Here is a 24,667-nt window from a genome sequence, read left to right as displayed (position 1 = left end):
AGCGACAGGACGACCCATGGCCATCAACGACGCTCACGGCGCTGCCCAGACGGGACTCGAGGGGCAGCGCGCCCTCGAATCCTTCGGCTACCGGCAGGAACTCAAGCGGTCCGTGTCCACCGCCGACCTCGTGGTGTACGGCCTGGTGTTCATGGTGCCCATCGCGCCCTGGGCGATCTTCGGCACCGTGTACAACAGCGCGTCGGGCATGGTGCCGCTGGTCTATCTGATCGGCCTGGTCGCCATGGTGTTCACCGCCCTGGCCTACGCGCAGATGGCCCGGTCCTTCCCGCTCGCCGGATCGGTGTTCTCCTACGTCGGCCGCGGAATCCACCCGGCCGCAGGCTTTTTCGCCGGGTGGGCGATCCTGCTGGACTATCTGCTCGTCCCGACGCTCCTCTACGTGTTCGCCGCCGAATCGATGATCGGCCTGTTCCCGGGCACACCGCGGTGGCTGTGGGCGGTCGTGTTCGTCCTCGTCAACACGGCGATCAACGTCGCCGGCATCAGCTCGCTGAAACTCGCCAACCGGGTCTTTCTGGCCATCGAGTTGGTGTTCGTCGCGATTTTCATCGTCATCGCGGTACGCGCGCTGAACGGGCAGTCGCTGCCCGACGCCGGCTGGAGCACCACCCCGATCTGGGACTCCAACCTGGTCAGCGCCCCGCTGCTCGCCGCGGCACTGTCGATCGCGGTGCTGAGTTTCCTCGGTTTCGACGGCATCTCGACGCTGGCCGAGGAGTCGACGGGGCGGCGCAATCCCGCGGGCCGGGCCATGATCATCGCGCTGTTCGTGGTGGCCACCCTGTTCATCACGCAGACCTGGCTGGCCAGCCTGCTGGCCGGCGGTCGGGAATCCTTCAGCGACGACGAGGTGGGCAACGCGTTCTTCACGCTGGTGCAGGCGGCGTCGAGCACGGGCTGGATGAACGCCTTCTTCGTCGTCAACGTGCTCGCTGTCGGATTCGCCAACGCGATGGCCGCGCAGGCGGCCACCAGCCGGCTGCTGTACTCGATGAGCCGGGACCGGCAGCTGCCGCACTACCTGTCACGTATCAGCAGCCGCCAGGTGCCGACGTTGGCGCTGCTGACGGTCAGCGCGCTCAGCCTCGTGCTGGTGCTGTTCTTCGTCGGACAGATCGGGCTGATCTCATCGCTGGTGAACTTCGGCGCGCTGTTCGGATTCTGTCTGCTGCACATCTCGGTGTTCTGGTACTACATCGTCAAACAGAAATCGAAGAACTACCTGCTGCATCTCGTGGTGCCTGCGCTGGGCTTCGTGATCATCGCCTACGTCCTGTTCAACGCCGACGTCCTGGCCAAGATCGGCGGCCTGGTGTGGCTGGCGATCGGTGCGATCATCTTCGGCGTCAACGTGGCTCGCGGCCGCGGTGTCCCGGAGCTGCCCGCCGAAGAGGAGGTCGCCACCCTGGGCGAGGGCGCGATCGGCGCCGAGCCGCCGCACCGGCACGGGTAGCCGCGCGGGTCAGCCATCAAATACACCGAAAAAAGTGCCCCCGGCAGGATTCGAACCTGCGACACCGGCTTTAGGAGAGCCGTGCTCTATCCCCTGAGCTACGAGGGCATTGCCGGAGGCAGCTTACCCGCCCGCGGCGCCGCGCCGACACCGGCGGACTCCGGGACGGCTCGCGCCGGGGTGGGTGCTACCTGAGCAGCTCCATCACCGTGCTGAACGCCTCCGCGTGGCGCATCTGCACGATGAGGTAGCTGATGCCGTAGACATCGCGGTACCGGCCGATCCGCTCGGCGATCTCGTCGGGGGATCCCGCCAGCACCCCCGGATGGCGCAGCAGCTCCTCGTCGGACAGCCCGGGTAGGGAGATCCGCGGGATCGTCAGATCGGGCCGGCCGCTGCCGTCGACGGGCATCGCGGTGATCGCGAGGTTGAGCTCCAGGTCGTCGAACCGGGCGCCGGCAGCGTCCCGCACGAACGCGATCCGCTCGGCGAGCGGATCCTCGTCGCCCGACGCCGCGCGATCCCCGCCGGTCAGGCCGATGATCTGGGCCGAGCGCGCCGCGATCCGCAGCACCCGGTCGCCGTTGCCGGCGATCATGATCGGGACGTCGGGCAGCTGCGCGGCCAGGTACTCCGTCGTCAGCTTCAGATGGTCGACGCGCTCGCCGGCACTGGGAAACGGGATCCCGGCGGCTTCGAACTCCTCCCGCACGTAGCCGGTGCCCAGCCCCACTTCGAAGCGTCCCTCGCTGACGTCGCGCAGCGCCGCGACGTCGCGCCCCAGCAGTGCCGGCCGGTAGAACGCCGCGTTCAGCACGAACGTGCCGACCCGCAACGTCGAGGTCGCCATCGCCACCGCCGCCAGTGCCGGAAACGGCGCCGGACCGCCCAGGTGATCGGGCACGTGCAGTACGTCGTACCCGAGGTCCTCGGCCCGTCGCGCGCTGTCCACCAGCTGAGACCGCGAGCCGGTGCGGGTCAACCCGACACCGAAGCGGAACGTCTTTGCCACATCGTGATCGTAGGTCGAGGTTTGAACCGGCAAGGGCACGGGCATATACGCGTCGGCTTTCATCACCCCGATCCGGCCCGTCGTCGAATTATCCGACGGGCCGGATCAAATTTTTCAATGTAAGGCAGGTATGGCAGACGTTCCGACCCTCGGGGTCGAGGAGGAGTTCCTCCTCGTCGACCCGGCCTCCGGCGCACCCGTCGCCCGCAACCGCGACGTCGCCGACCGCGCCGCCGCCAAGGACGTCGAGCTGCAGCTCGAGCTCACCAGCTGCCAGGTGGAGACCGCCACCGGCGTCGTCGACGACGTCGGCGACCTGCGTGAGCAGCTGGTGCGGTTGCGCCGTACGTCAGCTGAGGCGGCTCAGGACGCCGGCGCGCGGCTGCTCGCGGTGGGGCTGCCCCCGACGCTGCCGCACGAGTTCCCGGTCACCGACACCCCGCGCTACCGCGACATCGGGCAGCGGTACGGGATGATCGCCCGCGAGCAGGGCATCTGCGGCTGTCATGTGCACGTCGCGGTGCCCGACCGCGACGCCGCAGTCGCCGTCAGCAACCGGCTGCGACCGTGGCTGCCGCTGCTGCTCGCGCTCACCGCGAACTCGGCGATCTACCGCAACGCCGACAGCGGGCACGCGAGCTGGCGCAGCGTGCTGTGGGCACGCTGGCCCAGTGCCGGTCCGCCGCCGCACTTCGAGTCCGCCGACGAGTTCGACGCCGCGGTGCAGATGCTGTCCCACACCGGCGTGATCCGCGACGACGGGATGGTCTATTGGGACGTGCGCCCCTCGGCGAATTTCCCGACCGTCGAGGTGCGCGTCGCCGACGTGCCGGCGACGGTGGCCGAGACGGTCCTGTTCGCCGCGGTGGTCCGGGGCTGTGTGATGACCGCGCTGGAGGCCGAACGTCACGGCGAGCCGGTGCTCCCGCTGACGCCCTACATGCTCAAGGCGGCGTACTGGAAGGCCGCCCGGGAAGGGGTCGACGGCGACGGGGTGGACCTGGAGAACCACACCGCGGCGCCCATGACTGCGCTGCTCACCGGGCTGGTCGAGCAGATCCGCCCCGCCCTGGAAACCGCAGGCGATCTGGCCGTGGTGACCGCCGGGCTGGACCGCATCGCCGAGGTCGGGAACGGCGCGGTCCGCCAGCGGCGGGCCTGGCAGCGCAATCACGACATCGCCGACGTGCTGGCCGAGGCGGCCGCCGCGACGCTGGAAGACCTTAAGTGAGCGGTAGTTCGGCGAACGCCGGGCCGCTCGGCTGCGGAGAACCGCCCGGGGGCTCCACGGTGAACGCCAGGGCCTTCGACGACCCGAGATCGGGCAGTACGGCGGTGGTCGACGGAGCGACCGCCTCGGCGTCCATGGTGCCCGCCGAATGCGAACCGTCCGGGTCGACCAGCCACATCTGGTACACGGTGCCAGGCTGTGGCGGGGGAACGTTGTTCATCACCAGCACCCCGGAGTTGCGTTCACGGGAGAACACCACGGTGGCGGTGCCGCCGCCGGGGATCTCACCGGAGATCGTGCGCACGTCGGGCGCCGCGAAAACCTGCTCGGCGGTGGTCGGCGCGGGGGCCGGTCGCAGCGCGTAGCCGACCCCGACGGCGGCCAGCCCGATCACGACGGCCGCCGCAGCGGTCAGCACCGCGGCCGCCCGCCGGCGGGAACGCGGCTGGGTGGGCAGTGTGCGCACCCGGTCGTCGGTGATCTGGCGCAGCACCGTGTCGCGCAGATGTGCCGGCGGTTCGACGGCGGTGACGCTGGCGAGCACCGCCATGGTCTCCTGCACGGAGCGGACCTCGGCGAGAAACGACTCGGCGACTTCCGTCGGCGCGTCGGCCAGCTGCCGGTCGACCTCCGCCCGCTCGTCGGCGCTCAGGGCGTGCAGAGCATACGGCGCGGCGAGGGACAGAAGGTCGTTCTGCGGGCTGGTCATGCCACCCCCAAACATCTGCGGAGACCCCGGATCGCGTCGCGCATTCTGGACTTGATTGTGGCCAGGTTCGCCGCCAGGTGCTCGGACACCTGGACATAGGTCAGACCGTCGTAATAAGCCAGCTGGATGCATTCGCGCTGGGTGTCGGTCAGCGAGCCCAGGCAGTCGGCGACCCGGCGCCGCTCGTCGTCGAGGATCACCTCGTCGGCCACGTGATCCGACGGCGGCTCGACCGTGGTGGCGCCGTACCGGGACTCCCGGGTGCTGGCCGCCTGCTCGGAGCGCACCCGGTCCACCGCGCGCCGGTGGGCCAGGGTCAGCAGCCAGGCCAGCGGTGAACCCGCCGCAGGGTCGTAGTTGGCGGCGTTGCGCCACACCTGCAGATAGATGTCCTGCGTCGTTTCCTCGCTGTAGCCGGGGTCGCGCAGCACCCGGGTGACCAGGCCGTACACCCGCGCGCGCGTCAGATCGTAGAACGCGGCGAAGGCTTCGGCGTCGCGGTGGGCCACCTGGCGCAGAAGTGCGTCGAGTTCGGCGGTCACGACCGGTAGCCTAGCGGCAGCTACCAGGACCGATGTGGTCACGGAGACCGTGTCTCCTGCGGATTCCTGATCGGCACCCGCTCGCGCGGGCATTCCCGGACTGCCGCGCGCTCGCCGGCGGAGCCCTCGGGCGCCATCGGCACCCTGCGCAGCCGCAACAGCGTGGTCTGCACGCGCATGCTCAGCAGATTCATCAACGGCGCGAGCGGCGCGACCACCTGCAGCGCGAGGATCTGTCGGACACCGGCCGGGCGGCGCGAACCGCGCATCGTCGCGACGAAGGCGGGCTGCTGGTCGCGGTGCAGTGAGATCGTCACGTCGAGGTGCTCGTCGGGTTGCGGCGCCCGCACCAGGTAGTGGCCGTCCACGCCGTTGAACGGGGACGCGCGAAAAGTCTTGTCCACCAAGGCCGGTCGGTCTCCCGACGGCGGAAGCAGGTAGGCGTGGCGGCCACCGGAGGTGTTCTGCATCTCGGCCACCACGCAGCGCAGCACTCCCCGCGAGTCATGGCACCAGTACAGGGTCAGCGGATTGAACACATGACCGAGCACCCGGGCCTGCGTCAGCGCGGTGACCGTGCCGCCGTCGAGGTGGATTCCTCGCTCGGCCAGGAAGGCGTCGACCCGTCCGCGCAGCGTGTCCTGGGGTGCCGCCCACAGGTGGTCGCGTGCGTCGAAACGGGCGAACGGCCGAAGCCACCACGGCAACCGGGGCAACGCATCGAGATCGACGAGCCAGCTGTAGCTGCGATGCTCGAAGTAGTGGTGGACGGGCGCGCGGCGCAGGTGGGTGATGCGCGTGCGGTACAGGGCCACCCTCGCACGGTCCGGGCCTCGACACTCGGATTTCACATCCTGTATTCGGTACCGGGACGGCCCCGGATGGGTGTGGCTAACCCGGGCAGTATGTGGCGGCCAGCACCTGCGCCCGTGGATCGTCGGCGAGGGTCTTCACTCCTGGGCTGCCCTGGGTGAACGTCGCGGACACCGCCGGGTGGCCTGGTGCCGCGACCATGATGCTGTGGTAGCCGGCCAGGTCCCCGCTGTGCCCCCAGACCGTGACCCCGCATCCGAGGTCGATGCTCACCAGCCCGAGCCCGTAGCGGAACCCGGGTCCGTGCAGGGGCCACGGCACGGTGTCCGTCATCTGCGCCAGCTCGGGCGCGGCCACCACTCGTCCGGCCAGCAGCGCGGTGATGAAGGTGGTGGTGTCCTCGTTGGTGGAGATCAAGGACCCTGCCATGTACTCGTCCGAGGGCTCCCCGGCGGTGACGTCCTGTCGTTGCCCGGCGACGTTCTCGTAGCCGTGCGCCATCGGTGCGCGCAGCCAGGTGTCCCCGGCAGCGGGGAAGTAGGTGTGGGTCAGTCCGAGGGGGTCGATGATGCGCCGGGTGATCTCCTCGGCCGCCGGGCGGCCGGTCACCGACTCCAGCAGCAGCCCGGCCACGACGTAGTTCGTGTTGGTGTAGATCGCCACCGGAGGAGACGGGTCCGCGGCCGGACGGGCCATGGCCCGCGCCACGAGGTCGCGCGGATCCACCGGCCCGGTCAGCGGTTCGGTGTCCGCGCCGTAGTACTCGGGCAGGCCGCTCTGATGGCGCAGCAGCCGCCGCACGGTGACGGCGTTGCCGTCGATGCCCCGACCGTGCAACAGGCCGGGCAGATACCGCTCGACGGACGCGTCGAGGTCGACTCTGCCCTCGCCGACGAGTTGCAGGATCGCCGCGGCGACAAAGGTTTTGGTGATGCTGGCGACGCGGACACGGGTGTTCGGCACGAATGCGGCCCCGGCCTCGTCGTCGGCGTATCCGGCGGTGGTGGTCGTCATGTCGTCACCGTGACGGACCACTGCGACCGCGCCGGCCAGGCCGTCGGCGGCGACGACGGCCGCCACGGCGGCCTCGACCGGGTCCGGCTGGGCGCCGGCGGCCGGAGCGGTGACGGTCACCAACACCAGGGCGGCAGCAGCGGCGGTGAGACGCACTACCGCGACGGTAGTTGCCAGGAGCGGGCGGCGCGCACCAGACCCTGAACCAGCGCGGAGGTGGCCGGGGACAGTCCGTCGTCACCGGGCAGCCCGCTGCGGGGACTGATGCCGCGTACCCGGGCCGACAGTTCCAGCTGGGTGCCACCACCGCGGACGCGGTTGACGGGATTGTCCGGGTGCAGTCCGCGCAACTCCTTCGGGATCGCCTCCAGATCGGTGACCATCCGGTACCCCGGGATGTCGGCGTGGCCGGCGACATGTGCGGCCAGGTCGCGGTGACGCCCGCCGGCCAGGATCTGGTTGCTGCGGCCCAGCCGGCCGTAGCCGTGCAGCGACACCACGACCTCGACGTGGTCGAGGAACTCCGCGAGCCGATCCGATTGCGCGGGATCGTATTTGGCCGACGACAGGTGGTGCGGATAGTGATCGGGATGGCGGACCACGTACAGCGACGCGCCCGCGGCGTCGGCGGCGCGCTCGGCGATCACGTCGGTCATCTGCTCCAGCCCGCCGCCGTGAATCGCCAGGAACCCGAACCGGGAGCGCAGCACCGAGTCTTCGGCGACGGCGGGATCGGCGAGGAGCTCGGAGAGGCTCTGCGGCGCAACGGACGCGGTGTGCTGCGAGCGTTGCGGCCAGCGGTTGGGATCCCACCGCTCCAGGAACTGGATCCATCGGTGCGGCAGGCCGTGGTGGCGGGCTCCGTCGAGGATCCGTTCCAGGTAGCCCGGACGCGGCGGCCCCGCCTCGACGCGATGGTCGATGTAGACCCACGCCTTCGACGGCCCGTGCTCGGTCATCACCGTGAGCTCGTCGCGCCGGTACCGCGCCGGCACCCCCTCGGCGCTGTCGAGGGTGGCCAGGTCGCGATCGGAGAGCCGCCACAGCACCCCGTGCACCTCGGCGCCGGCGAACGGTTCGACGGTGGCGACCCCGCGCTCGTTGATCAGCCAGTCGTGGTCAGCCAGCATCGCCCGGCGCGGCTCGGTGGCGTCGGGGCAGCGGCGCGCCATCTGTTGCACGCACAGATTCGAGCCGTACGCGAAGTAAAAGTGCCGGGCACCCATTCAGCCGGTCAGGGTCAGATAAATCAACACCACATTCAACAGGGTAATGAGCGCGGCGACGATCCAGCCCAACGTCGTGGTGACCCGGTGGTTGACGTCGGCGCCCATCAGCCCGGTGTCGGCGGTGAGCCGGATCAGCGGGATCAGCGCGAACGGGATGCCGAACGACAGTACGACCTGGGACAACACCAGTGCACGGCTCGGGTCCACACCGACCGCGAGGACGACCAGGGCGGGCAGCAGCGTGACCAGCCGGCGCGTCAGCAGCGGCACCGACCGGCGGATCAGACCCTGCATGATCATCGCGCCGGCGTAGGCCCCGACTGAGGAAGAGGCCAGCCCCGAGGCCAGCAGACCGATCGCGAACAGTAGCGCGACGGTCGGGCCGAGCGCGGTCTGCACCGCGGCGTGCGCGCCCTCGATCGAGTCGGTGTCGTCGACCCCCTGCAGGTTGGTGGCGGCGACGAGCAGCATGGACAGGTTCACCGCGCCCGCGACGAGCATCGCGATGCCGACATCCCAGCGGGTGATGCGCAGCAGTGCCTTGCGTGCGGGTCCGGCGTCCGGATGACCGTGCCGGTCCCGGGTCAGACCCGAATGCAGGTACACCGCGTGCGGCATCACCGTCGCCCCGAGCATCGCCGCGGCGAGCAGGATGCTCTCGGCGCCGTCGAAACGCGGGATCAGGCCGGCGACCGCCTCGTCGACAGGCGGCGGGGAGGCGAACAGACTGGTCAGGAATCCGATCGCGATGACCAGCAGCAGACCCGTGATGACCCGCTCGAACACCCGCTGCCCGCTGCGGTCCTTGACGAGCAGCAGTGCCAGCGAGACCGCACCGGTGATCACCCCGCCGACGAGCAGCGGCAGATCGAACAGCAGATACAGCGCGATGGCGCCACCGACCACTTCGGCGAGATCTGTTGCCATCGCGACCAATTCGGCCTGGACCCAGAAGGAGAGCCGCGCCGGACGCCCCATTCGGGCACCGACGGCCTCGGGCAGCGAGGCGCCGGTCACCAGGCCGAGCTTGGCCGAAAGATACTGCACCAGACAGGCCATCAGATTGGCGGCGACGATCACCCACAGCAGCAGGAAACCGAACTGCGCGCCGGCGCTGACGTTCGCCGCTACGTTGCCGGGGTCGACGTAGGCGATCGCCGCGACGAACGCGGGCCCGAGGAGCGCAAAGCGCGATCGGGCCCCGGGCCGGATTTCCCGCGTCACGGTCCCCACTCTTGCACCGGGGACCCGCCGCGGCAGGTGATAGGAGCGTCCGGCTCCGGCGGTTACCGGGCTGAGCGCTTAGGGGCCGAGACCGTACGCGCCGACCAGCGGCCAGAATCCGAAGCCCATCCAGCCGCCGTAGTTCCAGGGCGGCGGCGTGCTGGTGATCTGAGTGCTTCCGTTGGTCGTGCAGTACGTCACCGTCTTGCCGACGTCCGTGCAGTCAGGGGAGGCCGCAGCGGTGGGGGCTACGAGCATGGCGAGCGCGCCGAAGCCCGCGAAAAACACTGCGGCAGTTCGCGAAGGGACTTTCATGTCCGATCAGAACATGTAAGGGCCGTAGCCCTCCCACGGGAACATGCCGCCGCCGTACCACGGGAAGGCGTACATGCCGGGCGTCGAACTGATCTGAGCGTTGCCGGGCGATTCGCAGACCTGCGTTTCGCCGCCGGCGCCGGCGGAAGTGGTGGAGCATCTCGGCTGGGCGCCCGCGGCGGGGGCCACGGCGATCGCGACGGAGGCGCCGCCAGCGACGAGAAGAGTGGCGAGAGTAGTCAGGCGAGCCTTCATTTCAGGATCCTTCCAGCGATTGTCAAGCTCCAGCGTACAGACCTTGGCCCGTAATAGGCGGCAACTCCCGGGCGGTCACAATTCCGGGCGCAGCTACGACCACCGCCGGAATCGCATTGACCACCCGGGCCGCGGTCGCGACCAGTCCGGCGTGGTTGTGGTCGCCGTGGGGACTGCTCAGGCAGAGCTCGAGCGTGTAGGACGGCTCGCCGGTGATCTCGATGCGGTACGAACCGCCGTGCTGGGCCGGCTGCGGCCAGTCCGGGCACAGGTCGTCGCGCAGACGGGTGACGTGTTCGAGCACTACAGCGACGTTTCCGTCCTTCATCCCGCGCACCTCGAAACGGATCGCCGCGGTGGTGCCCTTCTCGATCCGGCCCGCCGCGATGTCGAACGCCTCCGGCGCGGGCACTCGCACGTGCGTCTCGGTGACCTCGTCGAGTTCGATGCCCAACCCGGCCGCCAACTGCCGTACTACCGACCCCCACGCCAGGCTGAGCACGCCCGGCTGCAGCAACATCGGCGTGTCGTCCGGATTCCCGCCGAAACCCATCACGTCGAACATCACCGCGGCACTGTCGTAGGTGTCGTAATTGATGATCTCCATGCAGCGGATCTGGTGAACTTGCTGGCAGGTACCTGCGAGCGCCATGGGAAGCAGGTCGTTGGCGAAACCGGGATCGATGCCGTTGACGAATATGGTCGACGAGCCCGTCTCGGCGGCCTCCTCGATGGGCGAGATCAGCTCAGCGGGCAGCACCTGCCATGGGTGCTGCAGGAACACCGCGCTGCTGCCGACCACGTTGATGCCCGCGGCGAGGATGCGCCGATAGTCTTCGAGCGCATCGGGCAGCCGGTTGTCGGCGAGCGCGGTGTAAACCACGCAGTCCGGCTGCGTCGCCAGCACCGCGTCCAGGTCGGTGGTGGCCGAAACCCCCGTCAGATCCGGCAGTCCGGCAAGTTCGCCGGCGTCCTTGCCGGCCTTGGCCGGCGAGGAGACCCACACCGCGGTCAGCTCGAAGCGGGGATCGGTGATCAACTGCGCCAGCGCGTGCCTGCCGACGTTTCCGGTGCCGACGGCGGCGACTCTGATGGCCATCACGCCTCCTCACAGATCAGGGATGGGCAGGTCGAGGTTCGGGAAGGTGAGGCCGCCGTCGACTTCGAGTGTCTTGCCGGTGAGATAACTGCCGGCCGGCGACGAGAGGTAGACCGCGGCGGCGGCGATGTCGAGCGGATCGCCGAGCCGCCGCAGCGGCGTGGCCTTCTCCATCGGATCGCGCAGTTCGTCGTTGTCGGCGACGATCTCCAGCGCCGAGGTCAGGATCGAGCCGGGGGCGATCGCGTTCACCCGGATACGCGGCGCCAGGTCGAGGGCGGAGAGCCGGGTGTAGTGCGCCAGCGCGGCTTTGGCCGTGCCGTAGGCGGCGAACCCGCGACCGGCGAGGCGCCCCATGGTCGAGGTGACGTTGATGATGCTGCCGCCGCCGGAATGCTCGAGCATCAGCGGGACCGCGGCGGTGGTCAACGCGTGCGCCGTCGCGACGTTGAACGCGAAGGCGTCGCGCAGATCCTTGACCGACGTGTTGAGAAGCGCGTTCGGCATGCTGCCGCCGACATTGTTGACGACGATGTCTAGTCGGCCGAAGGCGTCGACGGCCTGCGTGGCCAGCGCCGCCGTGTCCTCCGCCCGGGCGAGGTCGGCGACCACGATGTGCGCGCGCGGCGGCGGCCTCGATCTGCTGGGCGACCTCTTCGAGCTGGGACCGCGTGCGTGCGGCAATCAGCACGTCAGCGCCCGCTTCGGCGAAGGCCTGCGCCATCGCCGCGCCGAGGCCGCGGCCCGCGCCGGTCACCACGGCCACCTGATCGTCGAGTCGGAACCGGTCCAGAATCACGCGCGCCTCCCTGTGCTCACGGGGCGTCACGCTAGCAAGGACACCGGATCGATGTGAGCTGATTCTGGAACACGTTCTAATCGGAGCGTTCGGCGCTATGACCGCTCGGGTGGCTCGTCGCTCCGGTCATCCGCCGCTTCTTCACATGAGTAACAGGAATCCGTTGTTCCCAGCGAACGTGCGAGTGGTGTGCCGCAAAAAGCGGATAGGCGGGACTGATGGGCCGTACCCGGCGGCCGGCCGATCTGCCGCGTCACGTGCCGCCGGCGTGGGTCTACTTCTTGGCGGCTGTCTTCTTGGCGGGCGCCTTCTTCGCTGTCTTCTTGGCCGGGGCCTTCTTCGAAGCGGCCTTCTTCGCCGGGGCTTTCTTGGCCGGCTTGTCACCGTCACCGTCACCGTCGTCGGTGTCGGACTTACTCGACGAACTCTGCTGCTTGCGCGCCTTCACACTGGCTTCGAGCTTGGCCAGCAGGTCGGAGACGTCCTCGGTCTCGTCGAGGTCCTGCGGCTGTTCCTCGGTGGTGAACGCCTCGCCGCCTTCGAGTTTCGCCTGGATCAACTCGTGCAGCTGTTCCTGGTAGTCGTCGTGGTAGCGGTCCGGGTTGAAGTCGTCGGTCATCGAATCGACCACCTGGCTGGCCATCTTCAACTCGGCGGGCTTGACGTCGACCTTCTGGTCGAGCACCGGGAAGTCGGGGTCGCGGATCTCGTCGGGCCACAGCAGCGTGTGGATGACCATCACGTCGCGCTTGCTGAAATCCTTGACCCGCAGCGCCGCCAGCCGGGTCTTGTTGCGCAGCGCGAAGTTTACGATCGCGACCCGATCGGTCTCCATCAACGTCTTGGCGAGCAGCACGTAGGACTTCGACGACTTGCCTTCGGGCTCCAGGAAGTAGGACCGGTCATACAGCAGCGGGTCGAGGTCGGCGGCCGGGACGAACTCCAGCACCTCGATCTCGCGGCTGCGTTCCTCCGGCAGCGTGGCGATGTCGTCGTCGGTGATGATCACCGTCTGGCCGTCCTCGGATTCGTAGGCCTTGGCGATGTCGCGGTACTCGACCACCTCGCCGCACACCTCGCACACCCGCTTGTAGCGAATGCGGCCGTTGTCCTTCTCGTGCACCTGATGGAACTTGATGTCGTGGTCCTCGGTGGCGCTGTACACCTTGACCGGGACGTTGACCAGTCCGAACGCGATGGAGCCCTTCCAAATGGACCGCATCAGCCCAGTATGTCCGATGCGGCGGCTCGATCGAGGGTGACACGATCAGGCAGATCAGCGCCAGGACGCGCCACCGTCAGCGCCGACGCCACCGTCGCCGCGCGCACCGCACCCGTGAGCGCGTCGGTTCCGATCCCGGCCAGCTGGTCGCGCCGGTCGGCGCCGAGCAGGTCCATCGACCACAGCGCGTCGATCAGGCCGGTCATGAACGCATCGCCCGCACCCACGGTGTCCACCACGTCGACATGCCCGGCAGGTACCCGCACGGTTCCGCCCGCACACATCGCCAGCGAACCTTCGCCGCCGAACGTCACCACCACGATCCTCGGTGCCAGTGCCATCCACTCGCCGGCGATCTGTTCGGGCGTGCGCGTCGGATCGATCCAGTGCAGATCCTCGCTGCTGACCTTGACCAGGTCGGCCCGTTCGAGCAGGCGGTCGATCCGCGCACGGGCCGCGTCCGGGTCGCCGATCAGCGCGGGACGGATGTTCGGATCGAACGTGACCGTGGCCGAGAGCTGATAGGTGGCCACCAACGCCTCGGTGGCCAGGCAGCCGGGTTCCAGCACCGCCGCGATCGAACCGGTGTGCACGACCAGCGGCGGCGCCACCTCCGGGATGCCGCTGAGCTGCCAGTCGATGTCGAACGAGTACGTCGCCGAACCTTGCGCGTCGAGCACCGCCCGCGCGGTGGCGGTGTGGGCTGCCGACGTGCTGCCCGGGACAAGTTGCGCGCCTGAGGATTCGACGTACTCGGCGATCCGCCGGCCGCGTTCGTCGGTGCCGATGTGGGTCAGGAAGTCGACGTCGCGCCCGAGCCGCGCCAGCCCGACGGCGACGTTCAGGGGGCTGCCGCCGACGTGCTCGCGAACAGACTGCCCGTCGCGTTCCACGATGTCGATGAGTGCCTCACCGATGACCAGTGCCCGCATGATTTCGACGCTACCGTGCCCAGAGCGGGTAATACCGTGTTGTGGTGGACCGTTATGACCGGGTGAAGCTGACCAACCCGGACAAGGTGCTGTACCCGGCGACAGGGACCACCAAGGTGCAGGTTTTCGAGTACTACATCAACGTCGCTGCGGCGATGCTGCCGCACATCGCCGGCCGGGCGGTCACGCGGAAACGCTGGCCCAACGGCGTCGAAGCCGAGGCGTTCTTCGAGAAGCAGCTGGCCTCGTCCGCGCCGGACTGGCTGGACCGCGCGACCATCGTGCACAAATCCGGCACCACCACCTACCCCGTGATCGACACCGTGGAGGGACTGGCCTGGATCGCGCAGCAGGCGGCGCTGGAGGTCCACGTGCCGCAGTGGCGTTTCACGGCCGACGGTGATGTGGGACCGGCGACGCGGATCGTGTTCGACCTGGATCCCGGCGAAGGGGTCACGTTCCGGCAGCTGTGCGAGGTCGCCCACGAGGTCCGCGACCTGATCACCGACATCGGGCTGCGGACGTTCCCGTTGACCAGCGGTAGCAAGGGCGTGCACCTCTATGTCCCGTTGGACGAACCGATCAGCTCCCGCGGCGCCTCGGTGCTGGCCAAGCGCGTCGCCCAGCAACTCGAACAGGCGATGCCCAAGCAGGTCACCGCGACGATGACGAAAAGCCTGCGTGCAGGCAAGGTGTTCGTGGACTGGAGCCAGAACAACGGCAACAAGACCACCATCGCGCCGTACTCGCTTCGCGGCCGCGAACACCCGACCGTGGCGGCGCCGCGCACCTGGGAGGAGATCGAAGACCCCGACCTCAAGCACCTGACGTTCGACGAGGTGCTCGACCGGCTCGACCGGGACGGCGACCTGCTCGCCGACCTCGATCCGCCGGTGCCGGTTCCCGACCGGCTCACCCGCTACCGCAGCATGCGCGACACCGCGAAGACGCCGGAGCCGGTGCCCGCCGATGCGCCCAAGACCGGGAACAACGACAAGTTCGTCATCCAGGAACACCACGCCCGGCGGCTGCACTACGACTTCCGGCTCGAACGCGACGGGGTGCTGGTGAGCTGGGCGGTACCGAAGAACCTGCCCGAATCGCCGTCGCAGAACCACCTCGCGGTGCACACCGAGGACCACCCGATGGAGTACCTGACATTCGCCGGTGAGATCCCCAAGGGGGAGTACGGCGGTGGCGAGGTCTATGTCTGGGACACCGGCACCTACGAGACCGAGAAGTTCAGGGACAACCCGCCCGACGGCCCGGCCAAGGGCGGCGAGGTGATCGTCACGCTGCACGGCGAGAAGATCGAGGGCCGCTACGCGCTGATCCAGACCGACGGCAAGAACTGGCTGGCCCACCGGATGAAGGACCAGAACAAGCCCACCCCGGCGGATCTGGCGCCGATGCTGGCCACCGAGGGGTCCGTGCAGCGGATGACCAAGGGGCAGTGGGCCTTCGAGGGCAAGTGGGACGGCTACCGGTTGCTCGTCGACGCCGACCGGGGCAACCTCACGCTGCGGTCGCGGCGCGGACGCGACGTCACCGGCGAGTACCCGCAGTTCCAGGCGCTGGCCGCCGACCTCGCCGAGCACCACGTCGTCCTCGACGGCGAGGCGGTGGCGCTCGACGAGTCCGGCGTGCCGAACTTCGGTCAGATGCAGAACCGGGCGCGCTCGACCCGCGTGGAGTTCTGGGCGTTCGACATCCTCTACCTCGACGGCCGGTCACTGGTGAAGGCCACCTACTCCGACCGCCGGCGGCTGCTGGAGGCGCTCGCCGAGGGCGGTGGTCTCATCGTGCCGCCGGCGATCGACGCCGAGAACGGGCCCGAAGCGCTTGAGCTTGCCCGCAAGAAGCGGTGGGAGGGCGTCATCGCGAAGAAGCGCGACTCCACCTACCAGCCGGGCCGCCGGTCGTCGGCGTGGATCAAGGACAAGATCTGGAACACCCAGGAGGTGGTGATCGGCGGCTGGCGCCAGGGGGAGGGCGGACGCACCAGCGGCATCGGTGCGCTGATGCTCGGCATCCCCGGCTCAGGCGGTGTGGCCGACGGCCTGCAGTTCGTCGGCCGGGTCGGCACCGGGTTCACCGACAAGGAACTGGCGGCGCTGAAGAAGACGCTGGCGCCGTTGCAGACCGACGAATCACCCTTTGCAGCAAGGCTTCCGACCCAGGATGCCAAGGGGGTGACGTTCGTGCGGCCCGAGCTGGTCGGGGAAGTGCGCTACAGCGAGCGCACGTCGGACAACCGGCTGAGACAGGCGAGTTGGCGCGGACTGCGCACCGACAAGGTGCCCGAGGACGTCAGGTGGGAGTGAGCGGATACTGCTGCGCCGGTCCCTGGGCCAGGTTCGCCGCCGGAGGGTAGCCGAGTTCGATTCTTGCAGCGGTGATGTCGTAGCTGCAGGCACGACCCATGAAGGTGGCGATCCAATTCGCCGGCTTGGACGATACGCGCCGGTAGGGGTGCAGGGGAGTCCATACCTTTTGGCGCAACGCACACTTCGAGTACTGCACCTCCGCCAGTTGTGCAGGAATTGAGTTGCCGGTGAAAGTCTGTGCACACAAATGAAGTCCAGATCGTTGAATCCCATCGTGGAGGCGACGGGTGTCGCATACCGGTCGTGTGTTGGTAGTGGTAGCCACGGTCAGCGCGTCTGCGACCCGCCGGGTGCTGGCGTCGAGGTCTATTGCGCCGGCAGTTCTTGACCTTGACCCGAGGGCAGGGTGGATGCTGAGCGCATGATTCGTTCGTCCACCGCATCAAGGAGCAGGATGGTGCCCTTCGACGACACGGCCTTGTCGGTAACCGACACCCGTAGCGCCGGGGTTGCCGTTCTCTATCTCAACGGCTCGTACGCCAGTCAGCGTTCCTGGTTCCGCGTGATAGCCGAACTCGGGCCCGGGTGGAGACACGTCACCTATGACGAGCGAGCCCGTGGCGGGTCGAAGCGTTCGCTGGACTATTCCTTTGAGGGGTGTCTGCGTGATGTCGATGCGGTTGTGGACGCGACGGGCGTTGACCGGCCGCTGTTGGTCGGGTGGTCCTACGGTGCGGCGCTTGCCGTGCACTGGGCCGACCGCAATCCGGATCGGGTTGCCGGTGTGGTCTCGGTCGACGGCGCGGTTCCTTTTGGGCTGACCGGGCAGGCGAACCGGGAACGCATTCGGCGTGCGTTCCGCATGATGCGGTGGGGCCTTCCGCTGGCTCGACCGTTCGGCCTGGCTGCTTCGATGAGTGCCGCTCAGCACGCAGAGGTCAACATCGAGATCAATGAAGTCTGTGCTGCCATAGAGCCAGTGCTGGAGCGACTACGCTGCCCGGTGCGCTACGTCCTGGGCTCAGGTTCGAGTCTCGGTGGTGGCGCGGAGGAGATCCAGAAGATGCGTGCCTCCCTCGAGCCGGTGCTGCGCCGGAATTCGAATCTGCGTGTCAGCGCGAAGGTTAGAAGCAACCACACACAAATCTTGCGTAAAGACTTCCGGGCAGTCGCCGCTGCCGTACGGGAGGTCGCTGCACTGGATCGAGAGGATCGCTGAGTCGATGACCGTCGGGGTGACCATCGGCCAGGCGGCCGCATTCGCTGACATCACGATCAAGACGGTGCGGCACTACCACAAGCTCGGCTTGGTCGACGAACCCTCGCGAGACGGCTCAGGCTACCGCCGATACGGTTCGGCCGACTTGTTGAGGTTGGTGCAAGTCCGAACTCTGGCAGTCGCTGGGGTGCCGTTGGCCGACATCGCCGTGTTGCTCGACTCCGAGGACGCTCAGTTCGCCGACGAACTTGCCGATGTCGAGCGGCACCTCACCGCGTGCATTGCCGAGCTGATCCAGCAGCGGGACATGCTCCGTCGGCTCACATCCGGTGATCGAACCCTGTTGCCCGACCGTGCAATAGCGATGCTGGAGGGAATGCCGAGCGTCGGCTTCGCACCGGATGACGTACAGACCGCCCGAGAATCGTTTGTGCTCGCCAAGGCGCTGGTCCCCGAGGGCTTCGACGACTACCTCACTGATATCGAGCACGCCTTGAGTGACCCCCGGTTCCTTGCTCTGATCAAGCGCAGCGCCGAACTGGCGACATGGGCAGCGGATGATCCCCGTGTCGCTGAACTAGCCGGCGATATGGCCGAGTATTACCTCGCCAACCCGGAGCGACTGAGGATCGTGACCGGCCTGCAAGCAGGCACCGAGACCGCGACCCGGTACCGGCTGATCGCCCACCACGGCGAAGAACACGACTCCGCGACCGCCCGATTCGCATCGCTCGTTGAGGCAAGACTGCGCACCGCAGGCGTCGAGATCCCTAGATCAGATCCGCGCTGAGTGAGAAAATTCTCGATTCCCCTGTGTGAAACACACTCTCAGGGGTGAGTGCGCGCAGCTAGAGCTCAGCGGCGAGTACCCGCAGTTGCAGGCGCTCGGCGTCGACCTCGCCGATCACCATGTCGTCCTCGACGGTGAGGCGGTGGCGCTCGACGAGTCCGGCGTACCCGACTTCGGTCAGATGCAGAACCGGGCGCGCTCGACCCGGGTGGAGTTCTGGGCGTTCGACATCCTGTATCTCGAAGGCCGGTCGCTGGTGAAGGCCAGGTACTCCGACCGTCGGCGGCTGCTGGAGGCGCTGGCCGAGGGCGGCGGACTGATCGTGCCCGCGGCGATCGACGAGTCTACGAAATTTGTCGGTGGTCGAATGTATGTTCGAAGTATGTCGGGTGGGGACCTGCAGGACGCGATCGCCGCGTTGCGGGCTGCCTTCGATGAGGTGGCCGGCTGTGAGGTCGATCTACTGACGCGGCCCGATCTTGTTGGGGCCCTGGATGAACTGGAAACGTTGTGGTGTCGGCTGCCGGCGGTCGGTCATCGGTTGTTGGCGCGGTTGCAGGTCGAGGCGACTCCGCAGCAGATGGGTGCGAAGTCGTGGAAAGAGGTGTTGACGGTCCGGTGGCGGATCTCGACTGGTGAGGCCCACCGCCGGCTGACCGAGGCCGCGGTGTTGGCGCCGCGGCCATCGTTGACCGGGCCGACCCTGCCGCCGGTGTTGCCCGCGACGGCGATCGCCCAGGAACACGGGCTGATCAACGCCGAACACGTCGACGTGATTCGCCGATCGCTCAACAAGGTGCCGAGCTGGGTTGATGCGGCCACCCGGGAGCAGATCGAGGTCGACCTTGTCCGTACTGCGGTAGGCAATGGACCCAAGGAGTTGAAGGACTCGGCCGACCGCACGTTGTTCCTGCTCGATCAGGACGGTCCGGAGCCGGATGACACCGAACGCGCCCGCAAGCGCGCGGTGACCAGGAGCAAGCAACGCCCCGACGGGATGACCGACCTGTCTGCGACGTTGACGCCGGAGGCGTGGGCGGTGTGGGAGGCGATCTTCGCGAAGTTCGCGGCGCCGGGGATGTGTAATCCCGACGATCCGGAACCGTGTACGTCGGGGACCCCGTCGCAGGCGCAGATCGACAACGATCAGCGCAGCCTGGCCCAGCGTCAGCACGACGCGCTGGTTGCGGCTGGCCGTATTGCGTTGATGAGTGGGGAACTCGGGAACTTGAACGGGTTACCGGTGTCGGTGATCATCCGGACCACGCTGCAGGATCTGGAGTCGCGGGCCGGGGTCGGTGTCACCGGCGGGGGCACGGTGGTGCCGATCGCTGAGGTGATCCGGATGGCCGGGCATGCCAATCATTATCTGGCGGTGTTCGACCGGGCGACCGGATCGGCGCTGGAGTTGTTCCGCACCAGGCGGGTCGCTTCCCCGGCGCAGCGGATCATGCTGATCGCCCGTGACGGCGGGTGCACCAAACCGTGCTGCACCGTCGGGGCGTACGGTTCCCAGGTCCATCACGTGGTGGCTGATTGGGCCAAGGGCGGCAACACCAATGTCGACGAACTAGGCCTGGCCTGCGGGCCGCACAACCGCAGCGTCGACGAACACGGCGGCTGGACCACGCGGATGAACGAGCGCTGCGAGGTCGAATGGGACCCACCACCGCACCTGGACACCGGCCAGACCCGGCTCAACTTCTACCACCGACCCGAACGGCTTCTCCGCCCACCCGACAATCCGGAACCCGCGGTTGCCGACGACATCGCCGCGCCGGCCGAACCCGCCGACGGTGGGAAGACCGGCGACACAGCGTCAGACGCCCCTCAACGGACCGACGATCCCGGCCAACCCGGCGGACCCGCACCACCCGACAACCAAGCCGCCTGACCGCCGCGAAGACACCCCAGCTTGGCGAAGATCCTGCCGAGGTGCCATTCCACGGTGCGCGGCCTGATGAACAGATGAGCCGCGGTCTCTGATTTGGTGTATCCGTCGCCTGTCAACCGGGCCAGGCGGGTGTGCAGGATCGCCAATCCAGAAGGGCGTGCCGGTGCGTGCGGTCAGCTTCCGTAGAGGCGTAGAGCCCGGGCCGCAGCGGTGGCCACGTCGCCGCTCAACCGGGTGATGGGTGGGCCGCCGCGCTGGTGGATCACGTTCGCCAGCACGATCACGTAGGTGTCCGAGCCGGGGTCCAGCCACAGCGTCGTCCCGGTGAAGCCCGTGTGGCCGAAGCTGCCGACGGGGAAGATGGTGCCGCGGGGCCGGGAGTGCGAGGTGTCGATGTCCCAGCCGAAGCCGCGCAGGTTCTGTCCCGGTATGGCCGGATAGTGAACGCTGACAGCGTCTTTCGCGTTCGCCGTGTCGATCTGGCCCGGATGGTGCCCGGGCTGCTGCGGGGTCGTCATCAGCTGTGCGGTGGAGCGGTCGAGGGGGAACGTGCCGGGGCGGCCGGCGAGGAGGTCGAGCAGGGCCTGCGCGTACAGGCCGAGGTCGTGCACGGTGGAGAACACCCCGGCGCTGCCGGTCGCGCCACCCATCCGGCGCGCGGTCGGGTCGTGCACCGTCCCGCGCAGCGGATGGCCGAAGTCGGGGTTGATGCCCGGGGTGTCCTCGTCGATCGCGGTGGGCGCGACGCGCGACAGCAGTTCGGTGTTCCACGTGCCCGCCGGGCAGTCGCGGGCCGCAGGAGCCCCGGGATCGGCGACGAGCGCGGTGCCCCGGATCCGGTGTGGCCCGCAGGCTTTGGCTGCAGGCAGGTATCGGGTGTCCTGCATGCCCAGCGGGGTGAAGACGTGGTCGCGGGCGTAGGTGTCCAGTGACTGGGCGGTGAGCTTCTCGACGATCGCGCCGAGCAGGATGAAGTTGATGTCGGAGTAGTGGAATTGCTCGCCGGGTTCGTACACCACCCAGGCGCCGAGCGCGCGGCGAAGACCGTCGGCTTTGTCGGCCCGGTCCAGCCCCCACGGGCCGTCCAGGCTCAGATCTCCGGCGATGCCCGAGGTGTGTGTCAGCAGCATGCGCAGTGTCACCCGGGCCCGCCGCGGGTCGTTGTGCGGGTTGAAATCGGGCAGATAGGTCTGCACGGACTCGTCGATCTTCACCCGGCCCCGGTCATACAGCTGCATGACGGACGGCGCCGTCGCGACGCTCTTGGTCAGCGACGCCAGGTCGAAGAGGGTGTCCTCGGTCATCGGCTCGGCGGGCGCGGGCGTCCCGTCCAGCCCGGGTTCGCCGGCGAGCTTGCGCTGCCCGAAGGCCTGGCGGAACACGATCTTTCCGCCGTGCCCGACCATCACGACCGCGCCGGGCAGCCGGTGTGCCGCGATCGCGTCGTTCACCAGCTGGGCGATGGGGGCGAACTCGGGCGCGGGCGCCACGGGCGGGTTCGTGGTGGGCATCTTCGTGGTGGGCACGGTCGTCGTGGGTGCCGTCGCGGCCGTATCGGTCGCCGGGGGCGGCTGCGCGGTGTGGCCGCACGACGGGACCGCGGCGAGGACGACGAGAACGGCTCCCGTTCCGCACGCCCGTGCCATCCGCGATCCTGGCACCGTCACCTGGTCGACGGTAGCCCTCGCCTCGCGCCGCCGCACCGACTCCGACCGGCGCGCGCGGCCGGTCTCACCGGCCGCGGGTGAACTGCTCGACGAGCTGGTCGAGACGGTCCGATTCGGCGTCGGGACGCAATCGTGCGGCACGGTCGAGGGTGGCAAGTCCGTGCAGCGCGGCGAAGAACACCTCGGTGTGAGTGTCGATGCTCTGTGCGTCGGCCACTCGCCCGATCGCGTGGCGCAACGCGGCGAAGGCCGCGGTCAGCTGCGGCGGTGTGTCGTCGGCGGCGAACCGCAACGTCGTCGCGCGGGTGAACATCGCGTCGTAGACGGCCGGGTTGTCGCCCGCGAAGTCGAGGTATGCGCGTGCGACCCGGGCCAGGGCGTCCCGTGGCGGGCCGTCGTCGGAGCGGGCGGCGCGGATCGCGTCCGTCAGCTCGCCGAACCCGTCGAGGGCGACGGCTTCGGCGATCTGTTCCATGCCGGTGAAGTGCTTGTACAAGACGGGCTGGCTGTACTCGATCTCGGTGGACAGCCGACGCGTGGTGACCGCGTCCCAGCCTTCGGCTTCGGCCAGCCGACGCGCCGTCGTGATGATCAGCAACCGTCGTGCGGCGCGTTCGCGTTCCCGGCGGTCTTCGGCGGCCATACCGCACAGTAGCACCGCTAGAAGTGCTAGCGCCGCTATTGACCGAAGCCGATCTCGGGGTTAGCGTTGCTAGCACCTACTTCCGAGGAGATGCCGACATGGTCTTCGGTCACATCGCCAGCGCGGCCGCACTGATCGCAGTGCTGGCCACCGCGGTCGTCTACGGCACGGACGTGTTCTGCGCGATCGTCGTGCGGCCCGCGATGGCACGCGTCGACGACGGTGCCCTGGTCGCGGCGATGGGGAACATGCACCGGTTCGGGGACCGGCGGATGCCGGTGCCCGGGGTGATCGGGATCGTCGGCGCGGCGACGACCGCCGTGTTGGCCACGGTCACCGCCCACTGGGCCCAGGCGATCGCGGCAGGGGCAGCCCTGGTCCTGCTGTCGGTCTGGATCGTGCTCTACGTGCGGGTGAGCGCACCCATCAACCGGCAACTGACAGCGGCGGCGACCGCCGGCGAGTCGCTACCGGACGGCCGTGCACTGCAGGCCCGGTGGGAACGGATCATCGACGCCCGCGCAACACTGCAGGGCCTGGCAGTGGCCGCCCTGTGCGTGGCGCTGACAGTCTGACGGGGGGTTCTGTGCCGGCGGATCGATTGCAGGACAGCATCGTTCGCGGATCATCGATCTCCGCCGACAGCTGAGGAGCTTTCACCATGACCACCACCATCGGCTACGTCCTCGCCGGACTCATCGCCGCGGCCATCATCTTCGTCGGTGCCCGATTCCTCGTCGCGCCGCGCGTCGCCGCGGCCGGATACGGGGTGCAACCGGATCTCGGACAGCCCTCCGTAGGCGCCTATCTGAGCGTGAAGGGCGTCCGGGACATCGCTTCGGGGCTGTTCGTCCTGATTCTCCTGGCTGCCGGCGCGACGCACCTGCTGGGCTGGGTCATCCTGGCCGCCACGGTGATTCCGCTGGCCGATGCGGCCATCGTGCTCCGCAACGGCGGCCCCGGGTCCATCGCCTGGGGAGTGCACGGCGGCACCGCCGGCCTGATGCTCGTGACCGCCGCGCTGCTGCTGCTCTGACGAGAAGCTCAGACGGCCGCGGCGACCGCTTCCTGCAGACCGCGGGTCGCCAACTGATCGGCAAGCTCGTTGTCGGCGATACCCGAGTGGCCCTTCACCCAGAACCATTCGACGCGGTGCTGCGCGCAGGCGATCTGGAGCCGCTGCCACAGATCGACGTTCTTCACCGGCTGCTTGGCGGCGGTCAGCCAGCCGTTGCGCTCCCAGCCGAACACCCACTTGGTGATGCCGTTGCGGACATAGGTGCTGTCGGTGTGCAGGTGCACCACCACCGGCCGGGTCAGCGCCTCCAGCGCCATAATCGGCGCCATCAGCTCCATCCGGTTGTTGCTCGTCGTCGCGGCCTCACCGCCGAACATCTCGCGCACGTGTGCGCCGCGGCGCAGCACGGCACCCCAGCCGCCGGGGCCCGGGTTGGGCCGGCAGCCGCCGTCGGTGTGGATGACGACGGGGTCCTCGGTGGACTCGTTCATGGGGTACGAGGATAAGGGGCCGAGATCATCGCCGTTCGGACCGACATCCCGAACTCGAGGTTCCGCAGCGTGGTGATCCGCCGGCCCGGCTGCACCGCCGGTTTCACCGCGGAGGTGCGATCACCGAAGAACGACGCGGCCGCGTCGATGTCCGTCACCACGTAGGTGATGCCCCACAGCGTTGACGGCCCTTGGCCCGCTGCGGTGGGGGAGCCGACGACCTCGAGGATCACCTCGCCCAGCCGGAAGAAGATCTGGCGGATCGGGCGTCCGCCCAATTCGGCGTCACGCTCGCGGCGCGGGGCCACGCCCACCGAGGCCAGTGCCGCGACCGTCCGGTCCAGGTTCGGCGACATGAGCACGACGTGATCGATCCCGGTCACGCCGTTGGCGTGTGCGGCGGCAGCGGCGTGGTCTGCGTCCGAGCCGGTGGTCGGGATGCTGTCGAAGACGTCGAGATCCGGCGGCCATCCGCGCAGGGACCAGCCGACGATGCCCGTGCCGTGGTCGCGGCCGACCAGTCGCAGGCGCACCCCGCCGACGCGGCAGACGTCGTCCGGATCGACGCTGAACCCGGCCTGCGTCCAGGCGTCGGCGGGATCAGCGACGTGCAGTGCGTCGACGGTGACAGGCGGGGTGTCGGTCATAGGTGGCGCCCAGACTACGTCGCGGCGAGCACCACTTCCGTCCGCGACCGCACGCCCCACGCCTCACGCCGGGCGGGCGCCGCGCACATCCCATACGG

25 protein-coding genes, 1 tRNA gene and 1 pseudogene are annotated in these 24,667 nt (G+C 68.7%); 8 read left to right on the top strand and 19 right to left on the bottom strand.

The window, feature by feature from the left end; translation table 11 throughout:
* Positions 1-16: 16 nt before the first annotated feature.
* Positions 17-1,477 (top strand): APC family permease, encoded by a 1,461-nt coding sequence (locus C6A87_RS22830; protein ID WP_311114327.1) that lies wholly within the window; start codon positions 17-19, stop codon positions 1,475-1,477.
* A 35-nt stretch (positions 1,478-1,512) separates the two neighbouring features.
* Here the strand turns inward: C6A87_RS22830 and C6A87_RS22825 are convergent.
* Positions 1,513-1,585: transfer RNA gene (locus tag C6A87_RS22825), tRNA-Arg, on the bottom strand.
* A 79-nt stretch (positions 1,586-1,664) separates the two neighbouring features.
* Positions 1,665-2,489, bottom strand: coding sequence for an LLM class F420-dependent oxidoreductase (locus C6A87_RS22820; protein ID WP_311114326.1), 825 nt, complete (start codon positions 2,487-2,489; stop codon positions 1,665-1,667).
* 130 nt (positions 2,490-2,619) lie between these two features.
* Here C6A87_RS22820 and C6A87_RS22815 point away from each other — a divergent pair, with 130 nt between their 5' ends.
* On the top strand, positions 2,620-3,720 hold the full coding sequence (locus tag C6A87_RS22815) for a glutamate--cysteine ligase (RefSeq protein ID WP_311114325.1): 1,101 nt from the start codon (positions 2,620-2,622) through the stop codon (positions 3,718-3,720).
* Here C6A87_RS22815 and C6A87_RS22810 read toward each other — a convergent pair.
* The 12 genes and pseudogenes from C6A87_RS22810 to C6A87_RS22755 all read right to left on the bottom strand — a co-directional run bounded on the left by C6A87_RS22810 (position 3,713) and on the right by C6A87_RS22755 (position 13,873).
* On the bottom strand, positions 3,713-4,429 hold the full coding sequence (locus tag C6A87_RS22810) for an anti-sigma factor (protein WP_311114324.1): 717 nt from the start codon (positions 4,427-4,429) through the stop codon (positions 3,713-3,715). The two genes, C6A87_RS22815 and C6A87_RS22810, sit on opposite strands and share 8 nt — an antisense overlap.
* Positions 4,426-5,013: a sigma-70 family RNA polymerase sigma factor gene (locus C6A87_RS22805; RefSeq protein ID WP_311114323.1), complete on the bottom strand. Its 588-nt coding sequence runs from the start codon at positions 5,011-5,013 to the stop codon at positions 4,426-4,428. Before C6A87_RS22805 ends, C6A87_RS22810 begins: the two co-directional genes overlap by 4 nt.
* Complete coding sequence (locus C6A87_RS22800; protein WP_396836926.1) at positions 5,010-5,822, bottom strand: DUF1365 domain-containing protein; 813 nt, start codon at positions 5,820-5,822, stop codon at positions 5,010-5,012. The genes C6A87_RS22805 and C6A87_RS22800 overlap by 4 nt, the downstream gene beginning before the upstream one ends.
* A 40-nt stretch (positions 5,823-5,862) precedes the next feature.
* Entirely contained in the window at positions 5,863-6,954 is a 1,092-nt protein-coding gene (locus C6A87_RS22795) for a serine hydrolase domain-containing protein (protein WP_311114321.1), read from the bottom strand.
* A complete protein-coding gene (locus tag C6A87_RS22790; protein WP_311114320.1) occupies positions 6,954-8,024 on the bottom strand; it encodes a poly-gamma-glutamate hydrolase family protein in 1,071 nt (356 codons plus the stop codon). Before C6A87_RS22790 ends, C6A87_RS22795 begins: the two co-directional genes overlap by 1 nt.
* The gene (locus C6A87_RS22785; RefSeq protein ID WP_396836925.1) at positions 8,025-9,260 is read right to left on the bottom strand and encodes an Nramp family divalent metal transporter; all 1,236 of its coding nucleotides are present in this window, start codon (positions 9,258-9,260) and stop codon (positions 8,025-8,027) included.
* Between the two features lie 69 nt (positions 9,261-9,329).
* Complete coding sequence (locus C6A87_RS22780; protein ID WP_311114318.1) at positions 9,330-9,509, bottom strand: hypothetical protein; 180 nt, start codon at positions 9,507-9,509, stop codon at positions 9,330-9,332.
* A gap of 63 nt (positions 9,510-9,572) precedes the next feature.
* Positions 9,573-9,821: a hypothetical protein gene (locus C6A87_RS22775; protein ID WP_003930295.1), complete on the bottom strand. Its 249-nt coding sequence runs from the start codon at positions 9,819-9,821 to the stop codon at positions 9,573-9,575.
* Positions 9,822-9,843: 22 nt separating this feature from the next.
* Positions 9,844-10,920: a diacylglycerol kinase gene (locus tag C6A87_RS22770; RefSeq protein WP_311114317.1), complete on the bottom strand. Its 1,077-nt coding sequence runs from the start codon at positions 10,918-10,920 to the stop codon at positions 9,844-9,846.
* Positions 10,921-10,929: 9 nt separating this feature from the next.
* A pseudogene (locus C6A87_RS22765) lies at positions 10,930-11,719 on the bottom strand (SDR family oxidoreductase).
* Between the two features lie 274 nt (positions 11,720-11,993).
* On the bottom strand, positions 11,994-12,941 hold the full coding sequence (locus C6A87_RS22760) for a Ku protein (protein WP_396836924.1): 948 nt from the start codon (positions 12,939-12,941) through the stop codon (positions 11,994-11,996).
* Positions 12,941-13,873, bottom strand: coding sequence for a carbohydrate kinase (locus C6A87_RS22755; RefSeq protein WP_311114316.1), 933 nt, complete (start codon positions 13,871-13,873; stop codon positions 12,941-12,943). Before C6A87_RS22755 ends, C6A87_RS22760 begins: the two co-directional genes overlap by 1 nt.
* Positions 13,874-13,914: 41 nt before the next feature.
* Here C6A87_RS22755 and C6A87_RS22750 point away from each other — a divergent pair, with 41 nt between their 5' ends.
* From C6A87_RS22750 to C6A87_RS22735, 4 genes are all read left to right on the top strand, one after another.
* Positions 13,915-16,197 (top strand): ATP-dependent DNA ligase, encoded by a 2,283-nt coding sequence (locus tag C6A87_RS22750; protein WP_311114315.1) that lies wholly within the window; start codon positions 13,915-13,917, stop codon positions 16,195-16,197.
* A 457-nt stretch (positions 16,198-16,654) separates the two neighbouring features.
* On the top strand, positions 16,655-17,419 hold the full coding sequence (locus C6A87_RS22745) for an alpha/beta fold hydrolase (protein ID WP_311114314.1): 765 nt from the start codon (positions 16,655-16,657) through the stop codon (positions 17,417-17,419).
* Positions 17,420-17,423: 4 nt separating this feature from the next.
* Positions 17,424-18,209 carry a MerR family transcriptional regulator gene (locus C6A87_RS22740; RefSeq protein WP_311114313.1) on the top strand — a complete coding sequence of 262 codons (786 nt, stop codon included), beginning with the start codon at positions 17,424-17,426 and terminating at the stop codon, positions 18,207-18,209.
* A gap of 25 nt (positions 18,210-18,234) precedes the next feature.
* Positions 18,235-20,103, top strand: coding sequence for a DUF222 domain-containing protein (locus tag C6A87_RS22735; protein WP_311114312.1), 1,869 nt, complete (start codon positions 18,235-18,237; stop codon positions 20,101-20,103).
* Here the strand turns inward: C6A87_RS22735 and C6A87_RS22730 are convergent.
* The 3 genes from C6A87_RS22730 to C6A87_RS22720 all read right to left on the bottom strand — a co-directional run bounded on the left by C6A87_RS22730 (position 20,040) and on the right by C6A87_RS22720 (position 22,413).
* Positions 20,040-20,219, bottom strand: coding sequence for a LuxR C-terminal-related transcriptional regulator (locus C6A87_RS22730; RefSeq protein WP_311118049.1), 180 nt, complete (start codon positions 20,217-20,219; stop codon positions 20,040-20,042). The two genes, C6A87_RS22735 and C6A87_RS22730, sit on opposite strands and share 64 nt — an antisense overlap.
* Before the next feature lie 57 nt (positions 20,220-20,276).
* On the bottom strand, positions 20,277-21,770 hold the full coding sequence (locus C6A87_RS22725) for a serine hydrolase domain-containing protein (RefSeq protein WP_396836923.1): 1,494 nt from the start codon (positions 21,768-21,770) through the stop codon (positions 20,277-20,279).
* 64 nt (positions 21,771-21,834) lie between these two features.
* Positions 21,835-22,413 (bottom strand): TetR/AcrR family transcriptional regulator, encoded by a 579-nt coding sequence (locus C6A87_RS22720; RefSeq protein WP_311114311.1) that lies wholly within the window; start codon positions 22,411-22,413, stop codon positions 21,835-21,837.
* A 98-nt stretch (positions 22,414-22,511) separates the two neighbouring features.
* Between C6A87_RS22720 and C6A87_RS22715 the strand changes: the two genes are divergently transcribed.
* Together C6A87_RS22715 and C6A87_RS22710 are read left to right on the top strand one after the other, a co-directional pair.
* Positions 22,512-22,988, top strand: coding sequence for a DUF1772 domain-containing protein (locus C6A87_RS22715; protein ID WP_311114310.1), 477 nt, complete (start codon positions 22,512-22,514; stop codon positions 22,986-22,988).
* Positions 22,989-23,074: 86 nt separating this feature from the next.
* The gene (locus tag C6A87_RS22710) at positions 23,075-23,449 is read left to right on the top strand and encodes a DUF4267 domain-containing protein (protein WP_311114309.1); all 375 of its coding nucleotides are present in this window, start codon (positions 23,075-23,077) and stop codon (positions 23,447-23,449) included.
* Between the two features lie 8 nt (positions 23,450-23,457).
* Here C6A87_RS22710 and rnhA read toward each other — a convergent pair whose 3' ends face one another.
* Together rnhA and C6A87_RS22700 are read right to left on the bottom strand one after the other, a co-directional pair.
* On the bottom strand, positions 23,458-23,922 hold the full coding sequence (gene rnhA, locus C6A87_RS22705; protein ID WP_311114308.1) for a ribonuclease HI: 465 nt from the start codon (positions 23,920-23,922) through the stop codon (positions 23,458-23,460).
* Positions 23,919-24,569, bottom strand: coding sequence for a glyoxalase (locus C6A87_RS22700; RefSeq protein WP_311114307.1), 651 nt, complete (start codon positions 24,567-24,569; stop codon positions 23,919-23,921). Before C6A87_RS22700 ends, rnhA begins: the two co-directional genes overlap by 4 nt.
* Between the last annotated feature and the right edge of the window lie 98 nt (positions 24,570-24,667).

It is taken from the genome of Mycobacterium sp. ITM-2016-00317, from assembly GCF_002968295.1.
Taxonomy (GTDB): Bacteria; Actinomycetota; Actinomycetes; order Mycobacteriales; family Mycobacteriaceae; genus Mycobacterium.
The sequence above is the reverse complement of the archived record's forward strand: the minus strand, read 5'-3'. Positions and strand labels throughout refer to the sequence as shown.